Genomic DNA, 22,384 nt, shown 5'->3' with positions numbered 1-22,384 from the left:
ATTTAAGTTTAGCGTACAGGCGTTCGCTAATATAACGATTTGTGAGAATAAAAGCTAGTGAAAAAGTAAGAAAATTACTATACTTAAGGCAACGTTTATTGATAGAGGAAAAATGATGAAAACGTGGAAAGATGTTATTGGTGTAGAAAAACAACAACCTTATTTTCAGCAGATTTTAACTCAGGTTCATCAGGCTAGAGCAGCGGGGCGAATTGTTTATCCTCCACAAAATGAAATATTTAATGCGTTTAAACTAACTGAATTTGAGCAAGTGAAAGTAGTCATCTTAGGACAAGATCCTTATCACGGACCAAATCAAGCACATGGTTTAGCCTTTTCAGTAAAACCGCCCGTTGCTCCGCCACCCTCGTTAGTGAATATGTATAAAGAATTAAGCCTAGAATATTCAGATTTTCAAATCCCAAATCATGGTTCATTGCTAGCTTGGGCAGCTCAAGGTGTGTTATTATTAAACACAGTGTTAACGGTAGAGCAAGGACAAGCACATTCGCATGCTAATTTTGGTTGGGAAACCTTTACCGACCATGTGATTGCCAAATTGAATGAACAACGTGAGCATTTAGTTTTTTTATTATGGGGTAGCCATGCACAGAAAAAAGGGCAATTTATTGATCGGCAAAAACACTGTGTGTTAACGGCACCGCATCCGTCCCCATTATCTGCTTATCGTGGCTTTTTCGGTTGTGGTCATTTTAGCAAAACGAATGATTACTTACGCCAACATCAGATCGAAGAAATAGATTGGCGTTTAGACAATATTTAAGGAAAAATATGTTAGCAATAATTTCTCCAGCGAAAACATTAGATTATGAAAGTGCGGTAGAAAATCTTGATTTTTCTCAACCGCAGTTAACGGAATATAGTGAAAAATTAATTAACATTTGTCGTCAGCTTAGTCCCGCACAAATTGGCTCATTAATGTCGATTAGTGATAAATTAGCAGGATTAAATGCAGCACGTTTCGCAGAATGGCAGACCGAACATAATGAACAAAATGCTCGAGCAGCCATTTATGCCTTTAAAGGTGATGTTTATACGGGATTAGAGGCTGAAACCTTAAATAAAGATGATATTCAATTTGCTCAACAACATTTACGTATGTTATCAGGGCTTTATGGTTTATTACGTCCTTTAGATTTAATGCAACCCTATCGTTTAGAAATGGGTACAAAATTGCATAATCCACAAGGTAAGGATTTATATCAATTTTGGGGAGATGTGATCACCAACGCATTGCAGCAAGCGATTGAGCAGCAAGGTGATAATGTGTTGATTAATTTAGCATCGGATGAATATTTTAAATCGGTGAAAACAGATTTATTAAAGGCGGAAATTATTAAGCCAGTATTCTTAGATTTAAAAAATGGTAAATATAAAGTGATTAGCTTTTATGCGAAAAAGGCACGAGGCTTAATGTGTCGCTATATGATTCAACATCGTTTGACTCAAGCGGAGCAATTAAAGTACTTTGATTTAGGCGGATATTGGTTTGATGAAACTGCTTCACAGAGTAATGAATGGGTATTTAAACGGGATTTAGGTGAGTAAAATAATGAAAAAAATAACCGCACTTTTAGCAATTTTATTGCTGTCAGGTTGTGTTACACAGACAATATCAACCGAACAAGAACAACAGGTTAAATTAAATGCACCAAAACAAATTAAACATAATAATAAAAGCTATTTGTTAAAATCAACCCAAGACTTGGGTTCAATGGCACATTATGTCTATTTTACTAAAAAAGGCAGTGGTAAAAACTGGAGAACAGCTGTGGAATTATTGCACGATCGTAATGTGCAAAATATGTCTTTGCAAGAACGGATTAAATTAAGAGAAAAAGTTTATAAAAACAATGAGGTGAAGTACTTTAATTTGACTACAGAAAAGGATACTTTATATGCTTTTGTGATTTATGAACCGAATGCAAACCAAAATAATTGGCAGTTGGAAGTAGCTCGTGCTTCTGATGTAGCAGGCTGTGGATTTGTGCAATATCAATATTCACTAAAAGTGCCACAATCTCGCAAATTAGCCAATATGGGAAAAGTGAAGTTGATCGGTTATTTGAAAAAGTATGCCATTGATAAAGAAATGGCACGTTTACATAAGCTAAAATGGAATTGGCATTGTACTTTGCCTAAAGTTATTTCCACGCCGAATACAAAAGGTTAAACTAGATCAAAATTTATAGAGAAATTGCTAAATTTTACTAGAGCCATAGTGCTGAATAGTGTAATCTTAGCACGGAAAAATTTCTCGGATTTTCAATATTAGATAAAGGTAATAAAAATGATTAAAAAAATTGCAGTGTTAACCAGTGGTGGTGATGCACCAGGTATGAATGCCGCTATTCGTGCGGTGGTTCGCTCAGCATTAGATGAAGGTTTAGAAGTTTATGGTATTTACGATGGATACCGTGGTTTGCATCAAAATAAAATTAAACAATTACATCGCCATAGCGTATCAGATATTATTAATAAAGGCGGCACGTTCTTAGGTTCTGCTCGTTTCCCTGAATTTAAAAATCCTGCAGTACGTGCAGAATGTGCTGAAATTTTACGCTCGCATGGTATTGATGCGTTAGTGGTTATTGGTGGTGATGGTTCTTATACTGGAGCAAAATTATTAACCGAAGAACATGGTTTCCCTTGCATCGGTTTACCAGGGACGATTGATAATGATATTCCAGGTACAGATTATACTATTGGTTATCAAACTGCGTTAGAAACCGCAGTCGTTGCCATTGACCGCTTACGTGATACCTCAAGTTCACATCATCGTATTTCGATTGTAGAAATTATGGGTCGTCATTGTAGTGATTTAACTTTATCCGCTGCTATTGCTGGTGGTTGTGAGTATGCGATTCCTGCTGAATTAGGCTTTAATAAAGAAGAATTAATTCAGCACATTGAAGATAGTTTTGCAAAAGGTAAAAATCACGCTTTGATCGTGATTACTGAATTAGTCACAGATGTACATCAATTAGCGAAAGATATTGAGGCACGTGTTGGGAATGAAACGCGTGCTACAGTGTTAGGTCATATTCAACGCGGTGGTTCACCATCGGCATTTGACCGTATTTTAGCTTCTCGTATGGGGGTTTATGCAGTAGATCTTCTCATGCAAGGTGAAAAAGGACGTTGTGTTGGCATTAAAAACGAAAAATTAGTTCATCATGATATTATTGATGCGATTGATAATATGCGTCGTCCGTTTAAAGCAGATTTATTAGATGTGGCGAATAGATTAGTTTAATTTAATCAACATGTTAAGGCGTATTTTAAAATACGCCTTTTTTATGCGATGCCGATTAATTTATGGGTCTGAATACTCAACTGCCATTTCGGTTTATTTGGGCGTTGATTCAGTTTTCCCAAATGGGTAATGGTTTCCAGTAGATTCATTTTGCCATTAATTTCGCAAGGGGAAAGATAATAATATTCTGCTTGAATTTTACTTTCAATTAATTGGCAAAAGGTTTGTACATTTTCATCTTTTTCATCTACCACAATGCGTACTTCATGGGCAAAAGGAATACAGCGATTGGCATATTTTTTTGCATACATGGCTTTGGGGCTAGTGGCAATATAATCAATTTGTGAGGGGATTTCTTTTAGTCCGTTGGTTTCCATTGCAAGAAAATAATCTTCTGCTTTTAAACGATCCAATAATAAGGAAATACCTGCCTGAATAGTGGGTTCTCCGCCAGTAATGATAATATTCTTTGTAGAAAAAGACCGCACTTTTTGTAGAATTTGGCTCAAACTCCATTGCTCAAATTGGTTGTAATTGGTGTCGCACCAAGGGCAAGCCAGATTACATTTGCCAAAACGCAAAAAAATACTTGGCATTCCTGTATTTGCCCCTTCCCCTTGTAGGCTTTCAAAAATTTCGACAATGGGAAATTTGGGTTCATTAATTAAATGCACTGCGATTATTCCCGATATTCACAAAAGGAAGTCGGAGTTTCCCATAAACGAATAGCAGAAATAGGTAACTCATTTTTTAATCGATTAAATATAAAACGAGCCATTTCTTCCGCCGTAGTACGCATTGGAATACCAAAGGTCTTTGAATCTAATTCATTGAGTAAATTCGCAATTTTACATTCTCTTTGGCTGGTGGTGTCGTAAATAAAAGAATGATCCATGGGATCTAAAATGGCTTTTTTTACCACGGTTTTGACATCAGTAAAATCAATCACCATGCCTTTTTTTGCTCCGCCCGCCACTAAATCACCACTCACTTCTACTTGTAATTTGTAGGTATGACCGTGCAAATTTTGGCATTTACCATCATGACCGTCCAAAATATGTGCCATATCAAAACTAAATTCTTTAGAAACTTTAAACATTGTTATCCCCCATTGGTGTGGAAATTACCGAATTTTTACGTTCAATTTCTTCAGCATTTTTCACCGCACTTTTTAATGCTAAATATTCATTTAACCCTTTGTTGCGTAATTGGCAACTCGGGCATTCACCACAACCACCGTCAATACCTAAGTAGCAAGTGTGGCTATGTTGTTGGACATAATCTAATGCACCAAGTTCATCAGCAAGCTGCCATGTTTGGGCTTTGGTTAAATACATCAATGGTGTGATGATACGGAAATTGTAGTCCATGGCTAAATTTAGTGTCACATTCATGGATTTAATAAATACATCACGGCAGTCTGGATAACCGCTAAAATCTGTTTCACAGACACCCGTGATAATATCGGTAATGCCTTGCCCTTTGGCATAAATAGCCGCATACAGCAAAAATAACGCATTGCGACCATCGACCAAGGTATTCGGCACACCATTTTCGCCCGTTTTAATTGGGGTATCGCTCATCATTGCATTGGCAGAGAAAATTTGCGTGCTTTCCATATCAATTAGCGTTTGCTTGATCCCAAGATCTTGGCAAATCCATTGAGCTTTATCTAATTCAATAGCGTGGCGTTGCCCATATTTGAAAGTAATGGTTTCGACATTTTGTTTTCCATATTGCTGAATAGCTTGAATTAAGCAAGTGGTAGAATCTTGTCCACCCGAAAAAATAACCACCGCTTTGCGGTCATTATTAGGATTTGAGAGTTGCATTGTTTTTCCTTAGTTTTTTTGCGTGGGAGGTTTGCGAACCACGTTGTTATTCATCATATAAAAGTGCGGTGCATTTTAGCAGAGATTTGTACTGATGTATAATAAATTCCTTGTCATTAATAACGCATAACATTATTATTAACGCAAAAGGTTAAATGAGAAAATCAGATGATTACGGAATTTCGTTATGAGAGAAGTCGCCCTAATTCACCCTGATGAAATTTTATTAGAAGATTGGTTAAAACTCCTTGAGAAATGTCGAATGGTAACCCCGTGAGGCGGTCTAGTATTGTTCTTTTGCCCCCAGTTTTCCCCTTTAAAAAATAAATCTTTGTGATCTTGATTCCAAAATTGAACTAAAAAATCTTGTCATATTTTGACCGCAGTTAATAATACACCTTAATTTTTAAATTTGATTAAAGGGGAATTATTATGCAAAAGCATGGACGCTATCTTGATCTCACTACCGATTATGGTTTTAAACATGTTTTTGGCATGGAACTACACAAGGATATATTAATTTCTTTTCTAAATGAGCTTTTCAAAGGCAAGAAGGTTATCACCGATTTAGTGTACAATAAAAATGAACATGTTGGTGATACGTTAAAATTAGGTTCGGTGATTTTTGATTTAACTTGTACTACGGATGATGGTAGTCAGTTTATTATTGAAGTGCAACGTAGTGAGCAAGATAAATTTAAAGAACGCACGATTTATTATGCCTCTAAACTGATCAGTGACCAAGCACCAAAAGGAAAACGGCACGAGTGGGGGTATGTGATCACAGAAGTCTATGTGATTGCAATTATGGATAATTTCCATTTCTCTGACACGAAAGATTATTTGCACGATATTTGCCTTTGCAACAGGCAGACAGGGGAAATTTTTTATGATAGACTGAGATTTATCTACATAGAATTACCAAACTTTAATAAAACCAGTGAACAATTAACAAGCGTGCTAGAAAAATGGTTGTTTGTACTGAAAAATATGGTAAAACTCAACAAGTTACCCAATTTTCTAGATGATCCAATTTTTCAGAAATTATTTCAAATTGCGGAATACAGCAACTTAAGTAAGAGGGAAAAAGCAATGTACGATGTCAGTTTAAAACGTAAATGGGACGAATATTCTTTACTCACTTCAGCGACGAATAGAGGAATTCGGCAAGGACTGCAACAAGGATTGCAACAAGGTTTACAACGAGGGCTACAGCAAGGGCGACTAGAAACTTTGAAAGAAAATGCCCAAAATATGCTGGCTTTGGGTTTAGATCTGGAGATTATTTCTAAATCTGTGGGCTTACCTATTGAAGAAATCAAAAAGCTGTGTAATTAAGTTTTGAATTCAATTTTATCAAGTTTGGAGTAAATCGTACGGCTCAAGTTACCCAATTTTCTAGATGATCCAATTTTTCAGAAATTATTTCAAATTGCTGAATACAGTAACTTAAGCAAGAGGGAAAAAGCAATGTACGATGTCAGTTTAAAACATAAATGGGACGAATATTCTTTACTCACTTCAGCGACGAATAGAGGAATTCGGCAAGGACTGCAACAAGGATTGCAACAAGGATTGCAACAAGGTTTACAACAAGGTTTACAACAAGGTTTGCAACGAGGGCTACAGCAAGGGCGACTAGAAACTTTGAAAGAAAATGCCCAAAATATGCTGGCTTTAGGTTTAGATCTAGACATTATTTCTAAATCTGTGGGTTTGTCCATTGACGAAATCAAAAAGCTATGCAATTAGATTTTGAATTCAGATTTGTCACGTTTGGAGTAAATACGGCTTTCTATGTTATAAAACAAAAAACCCAACCACTTGCGTGATTGGGTATGGATTTAAAAAATGCCTTGGTGAGGCAAAATTATTATTTTTTACCCACAAATACCCCAAAGGAATCAGAGCGTTCAAATGTTCCGCCCACTTCTTCAGCTGTTGAACCGTAGAAATTACCTTTCAAGCCACTGCCTGTATCGCTATCGGTCCAGTTAGCTGTGAAACCATTACTTGATACATTACCTTTAAATGGTTGAGCAGCAGTTGTTGGTGCACCATTACCATTGCGGATTTGACCTTCAATGGTTTTATCACCGAAGTCAACATCGGCGGTAAAGTTACCTGTAATCGCACCAGAAGCTTGGAATAAGTTATCGGAATTGTTGCTCGCAAAGCGTAGGAAACCACCGTTGTATTTTGCAGTACCTGTTGTTGGTACGGCAGTTGATTCAGTTGGTGTACCTTGAACAAACAGATACTGATTAGCACCTGCTACCACTGCACCTGCAACGACATTGGCAAATTCATAAGAAGCATCAGAGCTATCGCTAGTACGTTGAGACGTAATCACATTTGCACCCGTAAAGTTTAAGCTGGATCTTGTACCATTGCTTTCACCTTTGTCAGTATAGTACACGCTTTTCACAAAGCTCGGATTGCCAGAAGCAATTTTTGTTTTTGCTGTACTTAACGGAATTTCGACACCGTCAACGGTAATTTTGTCAAAATTAGCGGCATCATAAGACACAGAAGTTTTTACATTAAAGCTATTTTGAGCAGTTCCTGCTGGTACGACATAGGAAGTAGTTTCAGGGACGCTAGTTTCAGGTGTATCAGTTTTAGGTGTACCAGGTTCAAGGGGGGTACCAGCTTCAGGGTCACCAATTTCAGGGTTACCAATTTCAGGGTTACCAATTTCAGGGTTACCAATTTCAGGGTTACCAATTTCAGGGGTACCAGTTTCAGGGTTACCAGTTTCAGGGTTACCAGTTTCAGGGTTACCAGTTTCAGGGGTACTAGCTTCAGGGGTGCTTTCTTCAGGGGTACTTGCTTCAGGGGTACTGGTTTCTGGTGGGTTTTTGGTAACATTTGAATCATCACCGCCAGAAGACGATGAACCACAAGCTGAGAGTGCGAGGGCACAAGCGATAACAATAGCACTGAGTTTGAATGGACTTTGCATGGAAAAGCTCCTTGATAATAATGACATAATAGTTCGGGAAATACAGCTTCACATTCACTGTATTTAAACTTACTTAGTGGCTTGAACTTAGATAGCTTCGTGGTTAAATGTTGATGTAATAACATTGCTCACAACTGTGCCACTACAAACTTTGTTTGCCACACAAAGAATCCGTTTAAAATAAAAATGATTCTTATTAAGGATAATAAGTGACTTTTTAAAACTTGTAAAGTGTTATTGAATTGCATTTGAGAGGATTTTTTATTTGATGGCATTATCCTTTTTAATACAGCGATAAGGAATAAACCATTAAAATACCCCAGTCCACAACTGCAAACTGGGGCTTAAAAGCAGGGAGTAATGGTAGGTTATTCTGTTTTTTGTTCCGCAATAAACACACCAAATGAATCAGAACGTTCAAATTGTCCTGCCATTTCTGTTGCGGCTGGACCGTAGAAGTTACCTTCTAAGCCTTTACCAGTGTCTTTATCATCCCAAGTGGCAGTGAAACTATTGCCAGCCAATGTTCCCGTGAAGTCTTGCTGTGTTGCACTTCGACCTGGATCACGCAAGAAACCAGTGATGGTTTTGTTACCAAAGTCAACGGTTGTTTCAATTCTACCCGTCAACACGCCAGTTTCTTGGAATAGGTTGTCTTTGTTGGTGTCCATAAAGCGTAATGTACCACCTGTGTAGTAAGCTGTGCCAGTTGTTGGCGTATCCGTACTTTTCGCACCTTGAACAAAGAGGTAGTCTTCGCCATTGACTTTGGCAGCACCAACTACAACATGCTCAAAGTTATGTTTATTCACATAGTTTGCATTGGCACTACCATCATTGGTTGATACAATTAAAGAGGAATCTTTGACATTGAGATTATAACGAGCAACTGCCTGACCGAGAGCTGAGTCAGTATTGAATACAGGGTGAACTGCTCTTGGATTACCTTGTGTGGCGTTCACAGTTGCTTTGGCTAAATCAATTTCTACGCCATCAACGGTGATTTTGTCAAAAGTTGCTTTTTTAGGAGATGTTGATACTTTCACACCAAAGCTATTTTCTTCAATTTTAGTGGATTTACCAGAACTGGATGAGCTACAAGCAGTAAGTGCAAAACTACAAGCGATAAGAATAGCAGTGAGTTTGAATGGGATTTGCATGGAAAAACTCCTTAGATAATTAAAAAATAGATCAAAAAGCACCGCACTTTGTTTAGCGTGCTTACGATGACTTAGTGGCTTGAACTTCAATAGCTTCATGGTTAAACCTCGATACAATAATATTGCCTACCACTTTGCTTGCCACACAAAGAATCATTTTAAAAATGAAAATGATTCTTATTAAGATAATAAGTGATTTGTTAGGGTTTGTAAAGTATTATTGAATGTCGTGTGAGAGGATCTTTTTGTAAGCTCTTGCTTTATTTTAGGACAGTAAGGTACAAATAAAAAAACCGAACCCTTTGAATATGGTTCGGTTAGTTATTATGGTAGGGCTTATATACACCCTTAACGCTGATTGGTCAATTAGCCTTTGTAATTATAAACGTGAGCCACTAAGTCTAATACTTTGTTTGAGTAGCCAGTTTCGTTGTCGTACCAAGATACTAATTTAACGAATGTATCAGTTAATGCGATACCTGCGTCTGCATCGAATACAGAAGTTTCAACAGCACCGTTGAAGTCTGTAGAAACTACCGCATCTTCAGTGTAACCTAAAACGCCTTTTAATTCGCCGTTGAAAGTTTTACCTTCAGAGGCATCTTTGATGGCTTTTTTGATTTCATCATAGCTTGCTGGTTTTTCTAAGTTTACTGTTAAATCAACGACAGAAACGTTGGTAGTAGGAACACGGAACGCCATACCAGTTAATTTGCCGTTTAATGCTGGTAATACTTTACCAACTGCTTTAGCTGCACCAGTTGAAGATGGAATGATGTTTTGAGAAGCACCACGACCACCACGCCAGTCTTTGGCAGATGGACCATCAACAGTTTTTTGCGTTGCTGTGGTTGCGTGAACAGTGGTCATTAAACCGTCTTTGATACCGAAAGTTTCGTGGATAACACGAGCTAATGGTGCTAAACAGTTTGTGGTACAAGAAGCGTTAGATACAATATCTTGACCTTTATAATCGTTGAAGTTTACACCATTTACGAACATTGGTGTGTTGTCTTTAGATGGACCAGTTAAAACGACTTTTTTTGCACCTGCAGTAATGTGTTTACGTGCAGTTTCATCAGTTAAGAATAAACCCGTTGCTTCAACAGCGATATCAACACCGATGGCACCCCAGTTTAGGTTTGCAGGGTCACGCTCAGAAGTAACACGGATTTCTTTGCCGTTTACCACTAATTTGCCATCACGTACTTCAACAGTACCGTTGAAACGACCGTGAGTTGAATCGTATTTTAACATGTAAGCCATGTAATCAACGTCGATTAAGTCGTTGATACCTACAACTTCAATGTCTGAACGTTGTTGTGCTGCACGGAATACGATACGACCGATACGACCGAAGCCGTTAATACCAATTTTAATTGCCATAAGATTTTCACCTATATTTAAAGTTAAACAAAAGTTGTACAGTTCATTACTTCCGAGAAGTTAACTAGCTGTCCGTTTTTGATTATAGCACATTTTTTATTAATAACGAAATAAGACGAGCAAGGATCGTATAAACTTTTTGTGATCTCGATCAAATTTTTGGGTTAAATTATTATTGAAAATTTTTACCGCACTTTATAATTTATAATGATTTTTAGATCGCCTAACGGCATAATAAGAAAAACAATTTAATCATTAAGGGGAAAAGGATGGCTCAAGGTAATTTATATATTTTATCGGCACCGAGTGGAGCGGGAAAATCATCATTGATTGCAGCGTTGCTAGAACAAGATCAACAAAAAAAAATGATGGTGTCGGTTTCTCATACGACACGTCAACCCCGACCGAGGGAAATTGATGGCGTGCATTATTATTTTGTGTCTGTGTCAGAGTTTGAAAGCCTGATTGAACAGGGGGTGTTTTTAGAATACGCCAAAGTTTTCGGAGGGAATTATTACGGTACATCTTTACCTGCCATTGAAAAAAATCTTGCTCAAGGTATTGATGTTTTTTTGGATATTGATTGGCAGGGGGCAAGACAAATTCGGCAAAAAGTGCGGTCAGTAAAAAGTATTTTTATTTTACCCCCATCTTTGGAGGAATTAGAACGTCGTTTAATTGGACGTGAGCAAGATAGCAAAGATGTGATTGCTCAACGAATGGCAAAGGCAATGGATGAGATTTCGCATTATGATGAATATGATTATGTGATTATAAACGATAATTTTGAGCAAGCATTAATGGATTTAAAAAGTATTTTGCGAGCAGGAAAACTCACGTTAGACCATCAAAAACAGGAAAATCCACGCTTAATTAACGAATTACTAGCAAAATAGCTTGCAGTTTAGTATTATGTTTTTCCTTTGATTGAAAAAATGTTAACTATTATTGGAGTAAAATATGGCTCGCGTTACTGTACAAGATGCGGTTGAAAAAATTGGCAATCGTTTTGATTTAATCTTAACGGCATCTCGCCGTGCAAGACAATTACAGTTAAATCAATCTGAACCTTTGGTACCAGAAGAAAATGATAAACCTACTGTAATTGCTTTAAGAGAGATCGAAAAAGGATTGATTAATAACGATATTATGAATTCTCAAGAACGCCATGATGCGTTTGCATATAGCGAGAAAGAACATCAAGCGACAGCATTCGTGACGGAATAAGTGCGGTGAATTTGTCATTATTTTAGGCTCGCTGTTTGAAATGAGGTCAGTAAATATGATTTTTTTTGAACCGTTAGAAAAGATTATCCAGGAATATTTACCTGCTGAACAAATTGAATTAATTAAAAGTGCATTCCTGATGGCAAAAGATGGGCATGATGGTCAATTTCGTTCAAGTGGTGAGCCTTATATTACCCACCCTGTTGCTGTAGCTTGCATTATCGCTGAAATGCACCTAGATCACGAAGCAGTGATGGCGGCATTATTGCATGATGTCATTGAAGATACCCCCTATACGGAAGAACAACTGACAGCTGCCTTTGGGAAAAGTGTGGCAGAAATTGTGGACGGCGTATCAAAATTAGATAAGCTCAAATTTCGTACTCGTCAAGAAGCCCAAGCGGAAAGTTTCCGTAAAATGATTTTAGCCATGACGAAAGATATTCGTGTGGTGTTAATCAAACTTGCCGACCGAACCCATAATATGCGTACTTTAGGTGCGTTACGCCCCGATAAACGTCGTCGTATTGCTAAAGAAACCTTAGAAATTTATAGTCCTTTGGCTCATCGCCTAGGTATTGAACACCTCAAAAATGAGCTAGAAGATTTGTGTTTCCGAGCTATGCACCCTCAGCGTTATGCCGTATTACAAAAAGTGATTCAGATTGCTCGAGGTAAGCGTCAAGAACTCATTCAGCCAATTTTAGATGAATTACAAGATCGTTTGCAAAACGTGCCAATTATGGCTCGAGTATTTGGACGGGAAAAACCGTTGTTTTATATTTATCAAAACATGAAACAACGAGATCAAGAATTTCGTTATATTTTAGATATTTATGATTTTCGTATTGTGGTTAATACGGTAGATGAATGTTATCGTACTTTGGGTATTGTACATAGCGTGTATAAACCAAGAGCGGGGCAATTTAAAGATTATATTGCTGTACCTAAAGCAAATGGCTATCAAGCCTTACACACTTCTACGATTGGACCAAAAGGTGTATCAGTGGAGATCCAAATTCGTACGGAAGAAATGGATAATATGGCAGAAATGGGGATTACCGCTCATTGGGTGTATAAAGCCGATGGTAAGAATGATAGTACCACCGCACAAATTAAGGCTCAACGCTGGTTACAAAGCCTCATAGAATTACAGCAAAGTGCGGGGAATTCTTTTGAATTTATTGAAAGTGTGAAGTCGGATTTATTCTCCCACGAAATTTATGTATTTACGCCAAAAGGGCGAATTATAGAATTGCCACAAGGTGCAACGGCGGTAGATTTTGCTTATGCAGTGCATACAGATGTAGGTAATAAATGTGTTGGTGCTCAAGTTGATCGGGAAGATTATCCGCTTTACCAACCGTTATCCTCAGGGCAAACGGTGGATATTCTTACTGCGGATAATGCTAGACCACAAGAAAATTGGTTACATTCTGTGGTAACTGGCAGAGCGAAATCTAAAATTCGTCAAGAGTTAAAAAATCTTGAAGAACAGACCGCAGTTTCTGTTCATTCCGCTAAACTACGTATTTTGGCAAATTGTTGTCACCCGATTTTAGGTGATCCAATTTGCGCCTATGAAGATGAACACAATAGATTGGTTATTCATCATAAAAATTGTGCGACCTTAGCCTGTCATCAAGGGCATTTCTCAGTGGTAGATTGGGCTGATCATATTACAGACCAGAATTTCGAAGTGGAATTACGCATTGAAATGAAAGAGCAACAAGCCTTAGGCTTTATCATGACGGCGTTAGTATTAATGCGAAGTCAGGTACATAGTATTTGGACGGAAGAAGATGGTCAGAGTAGTTTTGCAGTATTAGTGATAACGACACAAAATACTAAACATTTAGCTAAAATTATCCGTAAACTTCAACATATTACTGGCGTGGTTCGCGTTGAACGTAATATCAATGTGTTATCTTAGTTATGAGCCTACAACTGCTTGATGCTATTCCACTCACCACGTTATCAGGCGTTGGAACGGCAGTTTCGGCTAAATTAAGTCGTCTCGGGATCAATAATTTACAAGATCTTTTATTTCATTTACCCGTTCGATATGAAGATCGTACTCATATCACACCCATTGCCGATCTTCGTCCTGAACAATACGCCACCATTGAAGCCGTGGTGCAAACCTGCGAAGTCCAATTCGGTCGCCGTCCGATTTTAACCGTGAGCCTGTCTGATGGCACATCTAAAATCATGCTGCGTTTCTTTAATTTTAACGCAGGAATGAAAAACAGTTTCCAAATCGGTGTGCGAGTGAAAGCCTTTGGTGAAGTGAAACGTGGTCGTTTTATGGCGGAAATTCATCACCCCGAATACCAAATTATTCGGGATAATCAGCCTTTGCAATTAGATGAAACGCTCACGCCCATTTATGCCACCACGGAAGGCTTAAAACAAAATTCCCTACGCAAACTCACTGATCAAGCTATTGAATTATTAGACAAGATTCAAATTGTTGAGATTTTGCCTAATGAATTTAATCCAAATCCTTTTAGCTTAAAAGATGCCATTCGCTTTTTACATCGTCCACCGCCCGATATTTCGCTAGAAATACTCGAAAAAGGACAACACCCTGCTCAAGTGCGGTTAATTTTTGAAGAATTATTGGCACATAATTTGGCAATGCAAAAAGTCCGCTTAGGCACACAACAGCATTATGCTTTGCCGTTGCATTATCAAACGGAGCTAAAACAGCGTTTTCTGGCTCAATTACCGTTTAAACCGACCGATGCACAAAACCGAGTGATGGTAGATATTGAGCAAGATTTGGCGTTGGAACACCCCATGATGCGATTAGTCCAAGGGGATGTAGGATCGGGCAAAACACTGGTGGCAGCCCTTGCTGCCTTGGTTGCTATTGATAACGGCAAACAGGTCGCCTTAATGGCACCTACCGAAATTTTAGCCGAGCAACACGCCCAAAATTTCCGCCGTTGGTTTGAGCCGTTGGGGATTGAAGTGGGTTGGTTAGCAGGCAAAGTGAAAGGCAAAGCTCGCACCGCTGAATTGGAAAAAATCCAAACTGGAGCGGTTCAAATGGTGGTCGGCACTCACGCTTTATTTCAACAAGAGGTGGAATTTGCCAATTTAGCTTTAGTAATTATTGATGAGCAACACCGTTTCGGCGTACATCAACGCTTAATGTTGCGAGAAAAAGGCGAAAAAGCAGGCTTTTATCCGCACCAATTAATTATGACGGCGACCCCGATTCCGAGAACGCTGGCAATGACCGTGTATGCGGATCTTGATACGTCCATTATTGACGAATTGCCCCCAGGGCGAACGCCAATTACTACGGTGGTGATGTCCGAAGAACGCCGAGCGGAAATCGTGGCTCGGGTGCATAATGCCTGTACGGTAGAAAAACGCCAAGCCTATTGGGTCTGTACCCTGATTGATGAAAGCGAAGTATTAGAAGCTCAAGCTGCCGAAGCCATTGCGGAAGATTTGCGTAAGGCGTTGCCACAATTACGCATTGGCTTAGTTCACGGACGGCTAAAACCGGCGGAAAAACAAGCGATTATGCAATCTTTCAAAGATGCCGAGCTGGATTTGTTGGTGGCAACTACGGTGATTGAAGTGGGGGTAGATGTCCCTAATGCGAGCCTCATGATTATTGAAAATGCCGAACGCTTGGGCTTATCGCAGTTGCACCAATTACGTGGACGGGTAGGGCGTGGTAGCACGGTATCTTTTTGCGTGCTAATGTATAAACCGCCACTCGGCAAAATTTCACAAAAACGTCTGCAAGTGTTGCGAGATAGTCAAGACGGCTTCGTAATTTCCGAGCGGGATTTGGAAATTCGGGGTCCTGGGGAAGTGTTAGGAACCAAACAAACAGGTGTGGCGGAATTTAAAGTCGCCAATTTAATGCGAGATCGAAAAATGATCCCGACAGTACAACATTATGCGAAACAACTGATTGTAAAATACCCCGATGTGGCAGAGGCGTTGATTAAACGCTGGTTAAATAATAAAGAGATATATAGTAACGCCTAGGGGAAGCAGATCCTAAAGTGCGGTGCTTTTTGAGAAGATTTTATGACAACTATACTTTTATATGACTCTGGAATGGGTGGCTTAACCATCTACGATGCCGTGCGTGAGCGTTTTCCCAACGCTCGCTATTTATACTGCCTAGACAACGCCTTTTTTCCCTATTCGGAAAAATCCACCGCCTTACTGATTGAACGAGCGGAAAAAATTATCGGGACGTTGGCGACACAATTTCACATTGATATAGTGGTGGTGGCATGCAATACAGCCAGTACCGTGGTATTACCTGCCTTGCGAGCGAAATTCGCCTTTCCCGTGGTGGGAACCGTGCCAGCCATAAAGCCTGCGGCGAAATTGTCACAAAGCAAAGTGATCGGCTTATTGGCGACCAAAGGCACGGTAGAACGGGATTATGTGACGGATTTAATTGAAAAATACGCTCCGAATTGTGTGGTAGAGAAAATTGGATCTACAGCTTTAGTAGAAATCGCCGAACAAAAACAGCAAACGGGCAAGGTGGATTGGGAACAATTAACCAATGAGATCAAAACATGGCAAAAAATCACCGCACTTGATACTGTGATTTTAGGCTGTACGCATTTCCCACTACTGAAAGAGGAATTACAGCAATTATTGCCTCAAGTAAAATTTTTTGTCGATCCTGCGGAAGGCATTGCCAATCGAGTAGCGAGTTTATTGCCTGATGTAGATGATAGAAAAAATGAAAATTTAGCATTTTGTACCCAACGACCAAATGATTTTTTAGACAAACAAAAAGTATTAAAAGATTGGGGGTTTAGTCATCTTATACAGCTTGAAGTTTAAAATATCATCATTCAAGCAGAATTTTAGATTTTTTTACAAAAAACACTTGCAAAGGATTTCCAGATCTCTATAATACGCTGCACACAACGACACGCTGTTGTGAAAATTGAAATCAAACAGTGTGTCGTTTTATTTTCGCTGCAAAACGGTGAAAATTTGTTCTTTAACAATTTATCAGACAATCTGTGTGGGCACTTGTTGATTGACTAGTTTTAAAAAATTAAATAAAACTTGAAGTCTTAATAGGTGCTTAACTTAGAAATTCATTAACTTTTTGTTCTTTTAAGAATGAAAAGCAAGATTTAGAAGCAAGCAGTTTATTGAGCAATCGAACTTAAATTGAAGAGTTTGATCATGGCTCAGATTGAACGCTGGCGGCAGGCTTAACACATGCAAGTCGAACGGTAGCAGGAAGTACTTGTACTTTGCTGACGAGTGGCGGACGGGTGAGTAATGCTTGGGGATCTGGCTTATGGAGGGGGATAACTACGGGAAACTGTAGCTAATACCGCGTAGTGTCGAGAGACGAAAGACTGGGAACTTAGGTCCAGTTGCCATAAGATGAGCCCAAGTGGGATTAGGTAGTTGGTGGGGTAAAGGCCTACCAAGCCGACGATCTCTAGCTGGTCTGAGAGGATGACCAGCCACACTGGAACTGAGACACGGTCCAGACTCCTACGGGAGGCAGCAGTGGGGAATATTGCGCAATGGGGGTAACCCTGACGCAGCCATGCCGCGTGAATGAAGAAGGCCTTCGGGTTGTAAAGTTCTTTCGGTGGTGAGGAAGGGATTTAGTTTAATAGACTAAATCATTGACGTTAACTACAGAAGAAGCACCGGCTAACTCCGTGCCAGCAGCCGCGGTAATACGGAGGGTGCGAGCGTTAATCGGAATAACTGGGCGTAAAGGGCACGCAGGCGGTTACTTAAGTGAGATGTGAAATCCCAGAGCTTAACTTTGGAATTGCATTTCAGACTGGGTAGCTAGAGTACTTTAGGGAGGGGTAGAATTCCACGTGTAGCGGTGAAATGCGTAGAGATGTGGAGGAATACCGAAGGCGAAGGCAGCCCCTTGGGAAGATACTGACGCTCATGTGCGAAAGCGTGGGGAGCAAACAGGATTAGATACCCTGGTAGTCCACGCTGTAAACGATGTCGATTTGGGGATTGGGGTTTAACTCTGGTGCCCGTAGCAAACGTGATAAATCGACCGCCTGGGGAGTACGGCCGCAAGGTTAAAACTCAAATGAATTGACGGGGGCCCGCACAAGCGGTGGAGCATGTGGTTTAATTCGATGCAACGCGAAGAACCTTACCTACTCTTGACATCCATAGAAGAACTTAGAGATAAGTTTGTGCCTTCGGGAGCTATGAGACAGGTGCTGCATGGCTGTCGTCAGCTCGTGTTGTGAAATGTTGGGTTAAGTCCCGCAACGAGCGCAACCCTTATCCTTTGTTGCCAGCATGTAGTGATGGGAACTCAAAGGAGACTGCCAGTGATAAACTGGAGGAAGGTGGGGATGACGTCAAGTCATCATGGCCCTTACGAGTAGGGCTACACACGTGCTACAATGGTGCATACAGAGGGCGGCAAACCTGCGAGGGGGAGCGAATCTCAGAAAGTGCATCGTAGTCCGGATTGGAGTCTGCAACTCGACTCCATGAAGTCGGAATCGCTAGTAATCGCAAATCAGAATGTTGCGGTGAATACGTTCCCGGGCCTTGTACACACCGCCCGTCACACCATGGGAGTGGGTTGTACCAGAAGTAGATAGCTTAACCGGAAGGGGGGCGTTTACCACGGTATGATTCATGACTGGGGTGAAGTCGTAACAAGGTAACCGTAGGGGAACCTGCGGTTGGATCACCTCCTTAGTAATCAGAGGGCAGATGACAGAAGACAGAAGACAGAAATGTCAGGTCACTGTGATATTGTTACTCAAAGAAACGAAGCGACAGCAAGTGTTCACACAGATTGTTTGATAAAAAGTAGAAAAGAAAGAAAAAAAAGACCGCACTTTAAGCTATTGCTTACTAGGTCGAGCAAGCGAAACGAATGAAACGAAAAAGAAGTGCGAAGACAACAAATTATCTTTACCTGTTGTCCCCATCGTCTAGAGGCCTAGGACATCGCCCTTTCACGGCGGTAACCGGGGTTCGAATCCCCGTGGGGACGCCAATTAAAGATGATTCGGTAGATAAACAAGAAATGGATTATCTATATTATTTTCTTATTGTTCTTTAAAAAATTGGAAACAAGCTGAAAACTGAGAGATTTTCGAAAGAAAGTCTGAGTAGAAGAAAAAAAATCTTGACTGAACAAAAGCAGTCAAGTGTTTAGTTGAAACGCAATATCAAGTGTTCTTAAAAAAACATTTGAGGTTGTATAGTTAAGTGACTAAGCGTACACGGTGGATGCCTAGGCAATCAGAGGCGAAGAAGGACGTGCTAATCTGCGAAAAGCTTGGATGAGTTGATAAGAAGCGTTTAATCCAAGATATCCGAATGGGGAAACCCAGTAGATGAAGAATCTACTATCGTTATTTGAATACATAGAATAACGAGGCAAACCGGGAGAACTGAAACATCTAAGTACCCCGAGGAAAAGAAATCAACCGAGATTCTGTGAGTAGCGGCGAGCGAAAGCGGAGGAGCCGTTAGTGATAGCGATAAAACGAAGAGAATGAACTGGGAAGTTCAACGACACAGGGTGATAGTCCCGTATCTGAAAGTTATATTGTGGTACTAAGCTAACAAGAAGTAGGGCGGAACACGAGAAATTCTGTCTGAAGATAGGGGGACCATCCTCTAAGGCTAAATACTCCTGATTGACCGATAGTGAACCAGTACTGTGAAGGAAAGGCGAAAAGAACCCCAGCGAGGGGAGTGAAATAGAACCTGAAACCGTGTACGTACAAGCAGTGGGAGCCGTAAGGTGACTGCGTACCTTTTGTATAATGGGTCAGCGACTTATATTTTGTAGCGAGGTTAACCGAATAGGGGAGCCGAAGGGAAACCGAGTCTTAACTGGGCGGCAAGTTGCAAGGTATAGACCCGAAACCCGGTGATCTAGCCATGGGCAGGTTGAAGGTTGGGTAACACTAACTGGAGGACCGAACCGACTAATGTTGAAAAATTAGCGGATGACTTGTGGCTGGGGGTGAAAGGCCAATCAAACCGGGAGATAGCTGGTTCTCCCCGAAATCTATTTAGGTAGAGCCTTGAGCGAACACCTTCGGGGGTAGAGCACTGTTTCGGCTAGGGGTCCATCCCGGATTACCAACCCGATGCAAACTGCGAATACCGAAGAGTGATACTCAGGAGACACACGGTGGGTGCTAACGTCCATCGTGAAGAGGGAAACAACCCAGACCGCCAGCTAAGGTCCCAAAGTACTAGTTAAGTGGGAAACGAAGTGGGAAGGCTTAGACAGCTAGGATGTTGGCTTAGAAGCAGCCATCATTTAAAGAAAGCGTAATAGCTCACTAGTCGAGTCGGCCTGCGCGGAAGATGTAACGGGGCTAAAACTAGTCACCGAAGCTGCGGCATCAAGAGTAATCTTGTTGGGTAGGGGAGCGTTGTGTAAGCGGAAGAAGGTGAATTGAGAAGTTTGCTGGACGTATCACAAGTGCGAATGCTGACATAAGTAACGATAAAACGAGTGAAAAACTCGTTCGCCGGAAGACCAAGGGTTCCTGTCCAACGTTAATCGGGGCAGGGTGAGTCGGCCCCTAAGGCGAGGCTGAAAAGCGTAGTCGATGGGAAACGGGTTAATATTCCCGTACTTGGTAAAGTTGCGACGTGGGGACGGAGAAGGTTAGGCAAGCAGCCTGTTGGATGGCTGTTTAAGCGTGTAGGTGGGGGATTTAGGCAAATCCGAATCCCCATTCAACACTAAGGCGTGATGACGAGCTCCTAAGGGAGCGAAGTTGTTGATACCACACTTCCAGGAAAAGCCACTAAGCGAAAGACTTTACTAAACCGTACTGAAAACCGACACAGGTGGTCAGGTAGAGAATACTCAGGCGCTTGAGAGAACTCGGGTGAAGGAACTAGGCAAAATAGCACCGTAACTTAGGGAGAAGGTGCGCTTACCGTAATTGTAGTGCTTTACGCATGAAGGTGAAGTAAGTCGAAGATACCAGCTGGCTGCAACTGTTTATTAAAAACACAGCACTCTGCAAACACGAAAGTGGAGGTATAGGGTGTGATGCCTGCCCGGTGCTGGAAGGTTAATTGATGGTGTTACCCCTCACCTAGATTGTCTTGGAGAAAAACAATGTTTTATGTTTATATGCTTTATAGTAAAGATTATGATGAGTTTTATCTTGGTTCAACAAGTGATTTAAAACGAAGATATGAACAACATATCAACGGATTAAATCAGAGTACGAAAAAGTATAAAGATTTAAAATTAGTTTATTATGAGGCGTATTTAACAGAACAAAGTGCAAGACAACGAGAAGCGAACCTAAAACGAAGTGGAAAAGCATATACAAGCTTAAAACAACGGATTAGAGAGAGTTTTGAGACAATCTAGGTGAGGGGGAAGCACCTGATCGAAGCCCCAGTAAACGGCGGCCGTAACTATAACGGTCCTAAGGTAGCGAAATTCCTTGTCGGGTAAGTTCCGACCTGCACGAATGGCATAATGATGGCCAGGCTGTCTCCACCCGAGACTCAGTGAAATTGAAATCGCCGTGAAGATGCGGTGTACCCGCGGCTAGACGGAAAGACCCCGTGAACCTTTACTATAGCTTGACACTGAACCTTGAATTTTGATGTGTAGGATAGGTGGGAGACTAAGAAGTAGCAACGCCAGTTGTTATGGAGTCGTCCTTGAAATACCACCCTTTAACGTTTGATGTTCTAACGAAATATCTGGAACGGGTATTCGGACAGTGTCTGGTGGGTAGTTTGACTGGGGCGGTCTCCTCCCAAAGAGTAACGGAGGAGCACGAAGGTTTGCTAATGACGGTCGGACATCGTCAGGTTAGTGCAATGGTAAAAGCAAGCTTAACTGCGAGACGGACAAGTCGAGCAGGTACGAAAGTAGGTCATAGTGATCCGGTGGTTCTGAATGGAAGGGCCATCGCTCAACGGATAAAAGGTACTCCGGGGATAACAGGCTGATACCGCCCAAGAGTTCATATCGACGGCGGTGTTTGGCACCTCGATGTCGGCTCATCACATCCTGGGGCTGAAGTAGGTCCCAAGGGTATGGCTGTTCGCCATTTAAAGTGGTACGCGAGCTGGGTTTAGAACGTCGTGAGACAGTTCGGTCCCTATCTGCCGTGGGCGTTGGATGATTGAATGGGGCTGCTCCTAGTACGAGAGGACCGGAGTGGACGCATCCCTGGTGTTCCGGTTGTTTCGCCAGAAGCATTGCCGGGTAGCTACATGCGGAAGAGATAAGTGCTGAAAGCATCTAAGCACGAAACTTGCCATAAGATGAGTCATCCCACTCTTAAAGAGTGTAAGGGTTGTTTAAGACGAAGACGTAGATAGGCTGGATGTGTAAGTGATGTGAGTCATTGAGCTAACCAGTACTAATTGCCCGAGAGGCTTAACTATACAACGCTCAAGTGTTTTTGATTCAGATGACGGATGTCAGAAGACAAAAGACAGTTGAAGAGCGTGAAACTAACGAACAGACAAAAAAGAAAAACTCAAAGACAGCTTGTTTCAAATTTAAAGA

18 protein-coding genes, 1 tRNA gene, 2 rRNA genes and 1 riboswitch are annotated in these 22,384 nt (G+C 40.7%); of the genes, 15 read left to right on the top strand and 6 right to left on the bottom strand.

Annotated features, from left to right (window positions below):
* Positions 1-115 precede the first annotated feature (115 nt).
* The 4 genes from ung (at position 116) to pfkA (ending at position 3,277) form a co-directional block, all read left to right on the top strand.
* Positions 116-784, top strand: a complete 669-nt coding sequence (gene ung / locus O1Q81_RS10560) for a uracil-DNA glycosylase (protein WP_386697590.1) — start codon at positions 116-118, stop codon at positions 782-784.
* An 8-nt stretch (positions 785-792) separates the two neighbouring features.
* Positions 793-1,569 (top strand): peroxide stress protein YaaA, encoded by a 777-nt coding sequence (yaaA, locus tag O1Q81_RS10555; protein WP_386697587.1) that lies wholly within the window; start codon positions 793-795, stop codon positions 1,567-1,569.
* Positions 1,570-1,573: 4 nt separating this feature from the next.
* On the top strand, positions 1,574-2,194 hold the full coding sequence (locus O1Q81_RS10550; RefSeq protein ID WP_386687758.1) for a 6-phosphofructokinase: 621 nt from the start codon (positions 1,574-1,576) through the stop codon (positions 2,192-2,194).
* Between the two features lie 117 nt (positions 2,195-2,311).
* A complete protein-coding gene (gene pfkA / locus O1Q81_RS10545; protein ID WP_386687755.1) occupies positions 2,312-3,277 on the top strand; it encodes a 6-phosphofructokinase in 966 nt (321 codons plus the stop codon).
* Between the two features lie 41 nt (positions 3,278-3,318).
* On the opposite strand, the gene O1Q81_RS10540 is transcribed toward pfkA, so the two are convergent.
* Genes O1Q81_RS10540 through queC form a run of 3 tightly spaced genes read right to left on the bottom strand, consistent with a single transcriptional unit; the run spans position 3,319 to position 5,109 of the window.
* Positions 3,319-3,957, bottom strand: coding sequence for a 7-carboxy-7-deazaguanine synthase QueE (locus O1Q81_RS10540; RefSeq protein WP_386698656.1), 639 nt, complete (start codon positions 3,955-3,957; stop codon positions 3,319-3,321).
* Positions 3,957-4,376: a 6-carboxytetrahydropterin synthase QueD gene (gene queD, locus O1Q81_RS10535; protein ID WP_386692392.1), complete on the bottom strand. Its 420-nt coding sequence runs from the start codon at positions 4,374-4,376 to the stop codon at positions 3,957-3,959. Before queD ends, O1Q81_RS10540 begins: the two co-directional genes overlap by 1 nt.
* Entirely contained in the window at positions 4,369-5,109 is a 741-nt protein-coding gene (gene queC, locus O1Q81_RS10530) for a 7-cyano-7-deazaguanine synthase QueC (RefSeq protein WP_386697584.1), read from the bottom strand. The genes queD and queC overlap by 8 nt, the downstream gene beginning before the upstream one ends.
* 3 nt (positions 5,110-5,112) lie before the next feature.
* Positions 5,113-5,157, bottom strand: a riboswitch (PreQ1 riboswitch).
* 384 nt (positions 5,158-5,541) lie between these two features.
* Between queC and O1Q81_RS10525 the strand changes: the two genes are divergently transcribed.
* Both O1Q81_RS10525 and O1Q81_RS10520 read left to right on the top strand, forming a co-directional pair.
* Positions 5,542-6,447, top strand: a complete 906-nt coding sequence (locus tag O1Q81_RS10525) for an Rpn family recombination-promoting nuclease/putative transposase (RefSeq protein ID WP_386697580.1) — start codon at positions 5,542-5,544, stop codon at positions 6,445-6,447.
* A gap of 132 nt (positions 6,448-6,579) precedes the next feature.
* Entirely contained in the window at positions 6,580-6,861 is a 282-nt protein-coding gene (locus O1Q81_RS10520) for a hypothetical protein (RefSeq protein ID WP_386697577.1), read from the top strand.
* A gap of 121 nt (positions 6,862-6,982) precedes the next feature.
* Here O1Q81_RS10520 and O1Q81_RS10515 read toward each other — a convergent pair whose 3' ends face one another.
* Positions 6,983-7,390: a transferrin-binding protein-like solute binding protein gene (locus O1Q81_RS10515; RefSeq protein ID WP_386690295.1), complete on the bottom strand. Its 408-nt coding sequence runs from the start codon at positions 7,388-7,390 to the stop codon at positions 6,983-6,985.
* A 273-nt stretch (positions 7,391-7,663) separates the two neighbouring features.
* On the opposite strand from O1Q81_RS10515, the gene O1Q81_RS10510 reads away from it, so the two are divergent.
* On the top strand, positions 7,664-7,984 hold the full coding sequence (locus O1Q81_RS10510) for a pentapeptide repeat-containing protein (RefSeq protein WP_386697574.1): 321 nt from the start codon (positions 7,664-7,666) through the stop codon (positions 7,982-7,984).
* Between the two features lie 458 nt (positions 7,985-8,442).
* Here O1Q81_RS10510 and O1Q81_RS10505 read toward each other — a convergent pair whose 3' ends face one another.
* Together O1Q81_RS10505 and gap are read right to left on the bottom strand one after the other, a co-directional pair.
* Positions 8,443-9,234: a transferrin-binding protein-like solute binding protein gene (locus O1Q81_RS10505; protein ID WP_386694926.1), complete on the bottom strand. Its 792-nt coding sequence runs from the start codon at positions 9,232-9,234 to the stop codon at positions 8,443-8,445.
* Between the two features lie 366 nt (positions 9,235-9,600).
* Positions 9,601-10,620, bottom strand: a complete 1,020-nt coding sequence (gap, locus tag O1Q81_RS10500) for a type I glyceraldehyde-3-phosphate dehydrogenase (protein ID WP_386687742.1) — start codon at positions 10,618-10,620, stop codon at positions 9,601-9,603.
* A 269-nt stretch (positions 10,621-10,889) separates the two neighbouring features.
* Here gap and gmk point away from each other — a divergent pair, with 269 nt between their 5' ends.
* The 8 genes from gmk (at position 10,890) to O1Q81_RS10460 (ending at position 22,260) form a co-directional block, all read left to right on the top strand.
* Positions 10,890-11,516, top strand: a complete 627-nt coding sequence (gmk, locus tag O1Q81_RS10495; RefSeq protein ID WP_386687740.1) for a guanylate kinase — start codon at positions 10,890-10,892, stop codon at positions 11,514-11,516.
* Positions 11,517-11,580: 64 nt separating this feature from the next.
* Positions 11,581-11,847: a DNA-directed RNA polymerase subunit omega gene (gene rpoZ, locus O1Q81_RS10490; RefSeq protein WP_386687738.1), complete on the top strand. Its 267-nt coding sequence runs from the start codon at positions 11,581-11,583 to the stop codon at positions 11,845-11,847.
* A 55-nt stretch (positions 11,848-11,902) separates the two neighbouring features.
* A complete protein-coding gene (locus tag O1Q81_RS10485; protein WP_386697571.1) occupies positions 11,903-13,780 on the top strand; it encodes a RelA/SpoT family protein in 1,878 nt (625 codons plus the stop codon).
* A 2-nt stretch (positions 13,781-13,782) separates the two neighbouring features.
* The gene (gene recG, locus O1Q81_RS10480; RefSeq protein ID WP_386697568.1) at positions 13,783-15,864 is read left to right on the top strand and encodes an ATP-dependent DNA helicase RecG; all 2,082 of its coding nucleotides are present in this window, start codon (positions 13,783-13,785) and stop codon (positions 15,862-15,864) included.
* Between the two features lie 42 nt (positions 15,865-15,906).
* Positions 15,907-16,686, top strand: a complete 780-nt coding sequence (murI, locus tag O1Q81_RS10475; RefSeq protein WP_386697565.1) for a glutamate racemase — start codon at positions 15,907-15,909, stop codon at positions 16,684-16,686.
* A 336-nt stretch (positions 16,687-17,022) separates the two neighbouring features.
* Positions 17,023-18,561: ribosomal RNA gene (locus O1Q81_RS10470) — 16S ribosomal RNA — on the top strand.
* A 228-nt stretch (positions 18,562-18,789) separates the two neighbouring features.
* Positions 18,790-18,865: transfer RNA gene (locus O1Q81_RS10465), tRNA-Glu, on the top strand.
* A 209-nt stretch (positions 18,866-19,074) separates the two neighbouring features.
* A 23S ribosomal RNA gene (locus O1Q81_RS10460) occupies positions 19,075-22,260 on the top strand.
* The 16S and 23S rRNA genes sit together here with 1 tRNA gene alongside, the layout of an rRNA operon.
* The last annotated feature ends 124 nt before the right edge of the window (positions 22,261-22,384 follow it).

Source organism: Lonepinella sp. MS14436 (assembly GCF_042470565.1).
Taxonomy (GTDB): Bacteria; Pseudomonadota; Gammaproteobacteria; order Enterobacterales; family Pasteurellaceae; genus Lonepinella.
This window is presented reverse-complemented; position numbering and strand designations above follow the sequence as displayed.

Excerpts from the sequence above, each read along its gene's own strand:
- rpoZ (WP_386687738.1), top strand. The coding sequence starts at position 11,581 with ATGGCTCGCGTTACTGTACAAGATGCGGTTGAAAAAATTGGCAATCGT.
- O1Q81_RS10505 (WP_386694926.1), bottom strand. The coding sequence starts at position 9,234 with ATGCAAATCCCATTCAAACTCACTGCTATTCTTATCGCTTGTAGTTTT.
- O1Q81_RS10550 (WP_386687758.1), top strand. The coding sequence starts at position 1,574 with ATGAAAAAAATAACCGCACTTTTAGCAATTTTATTGCTGTCAGGTTGT.
- gap (WP_386687742.1), bottom strand. The coding sequence starts at position 10,620 with ATGGCAATTAAAATTGGTATTAACGGCTTCGGTCGTATCGGTCGTATC.
- O1Q81_RS10525 (WP_386697580.1), top strand. The coding sequence starts at position 5,542 with ATGCAAAAGCATGGACGCTATCTTGATCTCACTACCGATTATGGTTTT.
- ung (WP_386697590.1), top strand. The coding sequence starts at position 116 with ATGAAAACGTGGAAAGATGTTATTGGTGTAGAAAAACAACAACCTTAT.
- O1Q81_RS10520 (WP_386697577.1), top strand. The coding sequence starts at position 6,580 with ATGTACGATGTCAGTTTAAAACATAAATGGGACGAATATTCTTTACTC.
- queD (WP_386692392.1), bottom strand. The coding sequence starts at position 4,376 with ATGTTTAAAGTTTCTAAAGAATTTAGTTTTGATATGGCACATATTTTG.
- queC (WP_386697584.1), bottom strand. The coding sequence starts at position 5,109 with ATGCAACTCTCAAATCCTAATAATGACCGCAAAGCGGTGGTTATTTTT.
- O1Q81_RS10485 (WP_386697571.1), top strand. The coding sequence starts at position 11,903 with ATGATTTTTTTTGAACCGTTAGAAAAGATTATCCAGGAATATTTACCT.
- gmk (WP_386687740.1), top strand. The coding sequence starts at position 10,890 with ATGGCTCAAGGTAATTTATATATTTTATCGGCACCGAGTGGAGCGGGA.
- pfkA (WP_386687755.1), top strand. The coding sequence starts at position 2,312 with ATGATTAAAAAAATTGCAGTGTTAACCAGTGGTGGTGATGCACCAGGT.
- recG (WP_386697568.1), top strand. The coding sequence starts at position 13,783 with ATGAGCCTACAACTGCTTGATGCTATTCCACTCACCACGTTATCAGGC.
- yaaA (WP_386697587.1), top strand. The coding sequence starts at position 793 with ATGTTAGCAATAATTTCTCCAGCGAAAACATTAGATTATGAAAGTGCG.
- murI (WP_386697565.1), top strand. The coding sequence starts at position 15,907 with ATGACAACTATACTTTTATATGACTCTGGAATGGGTGGCTTAACCATC.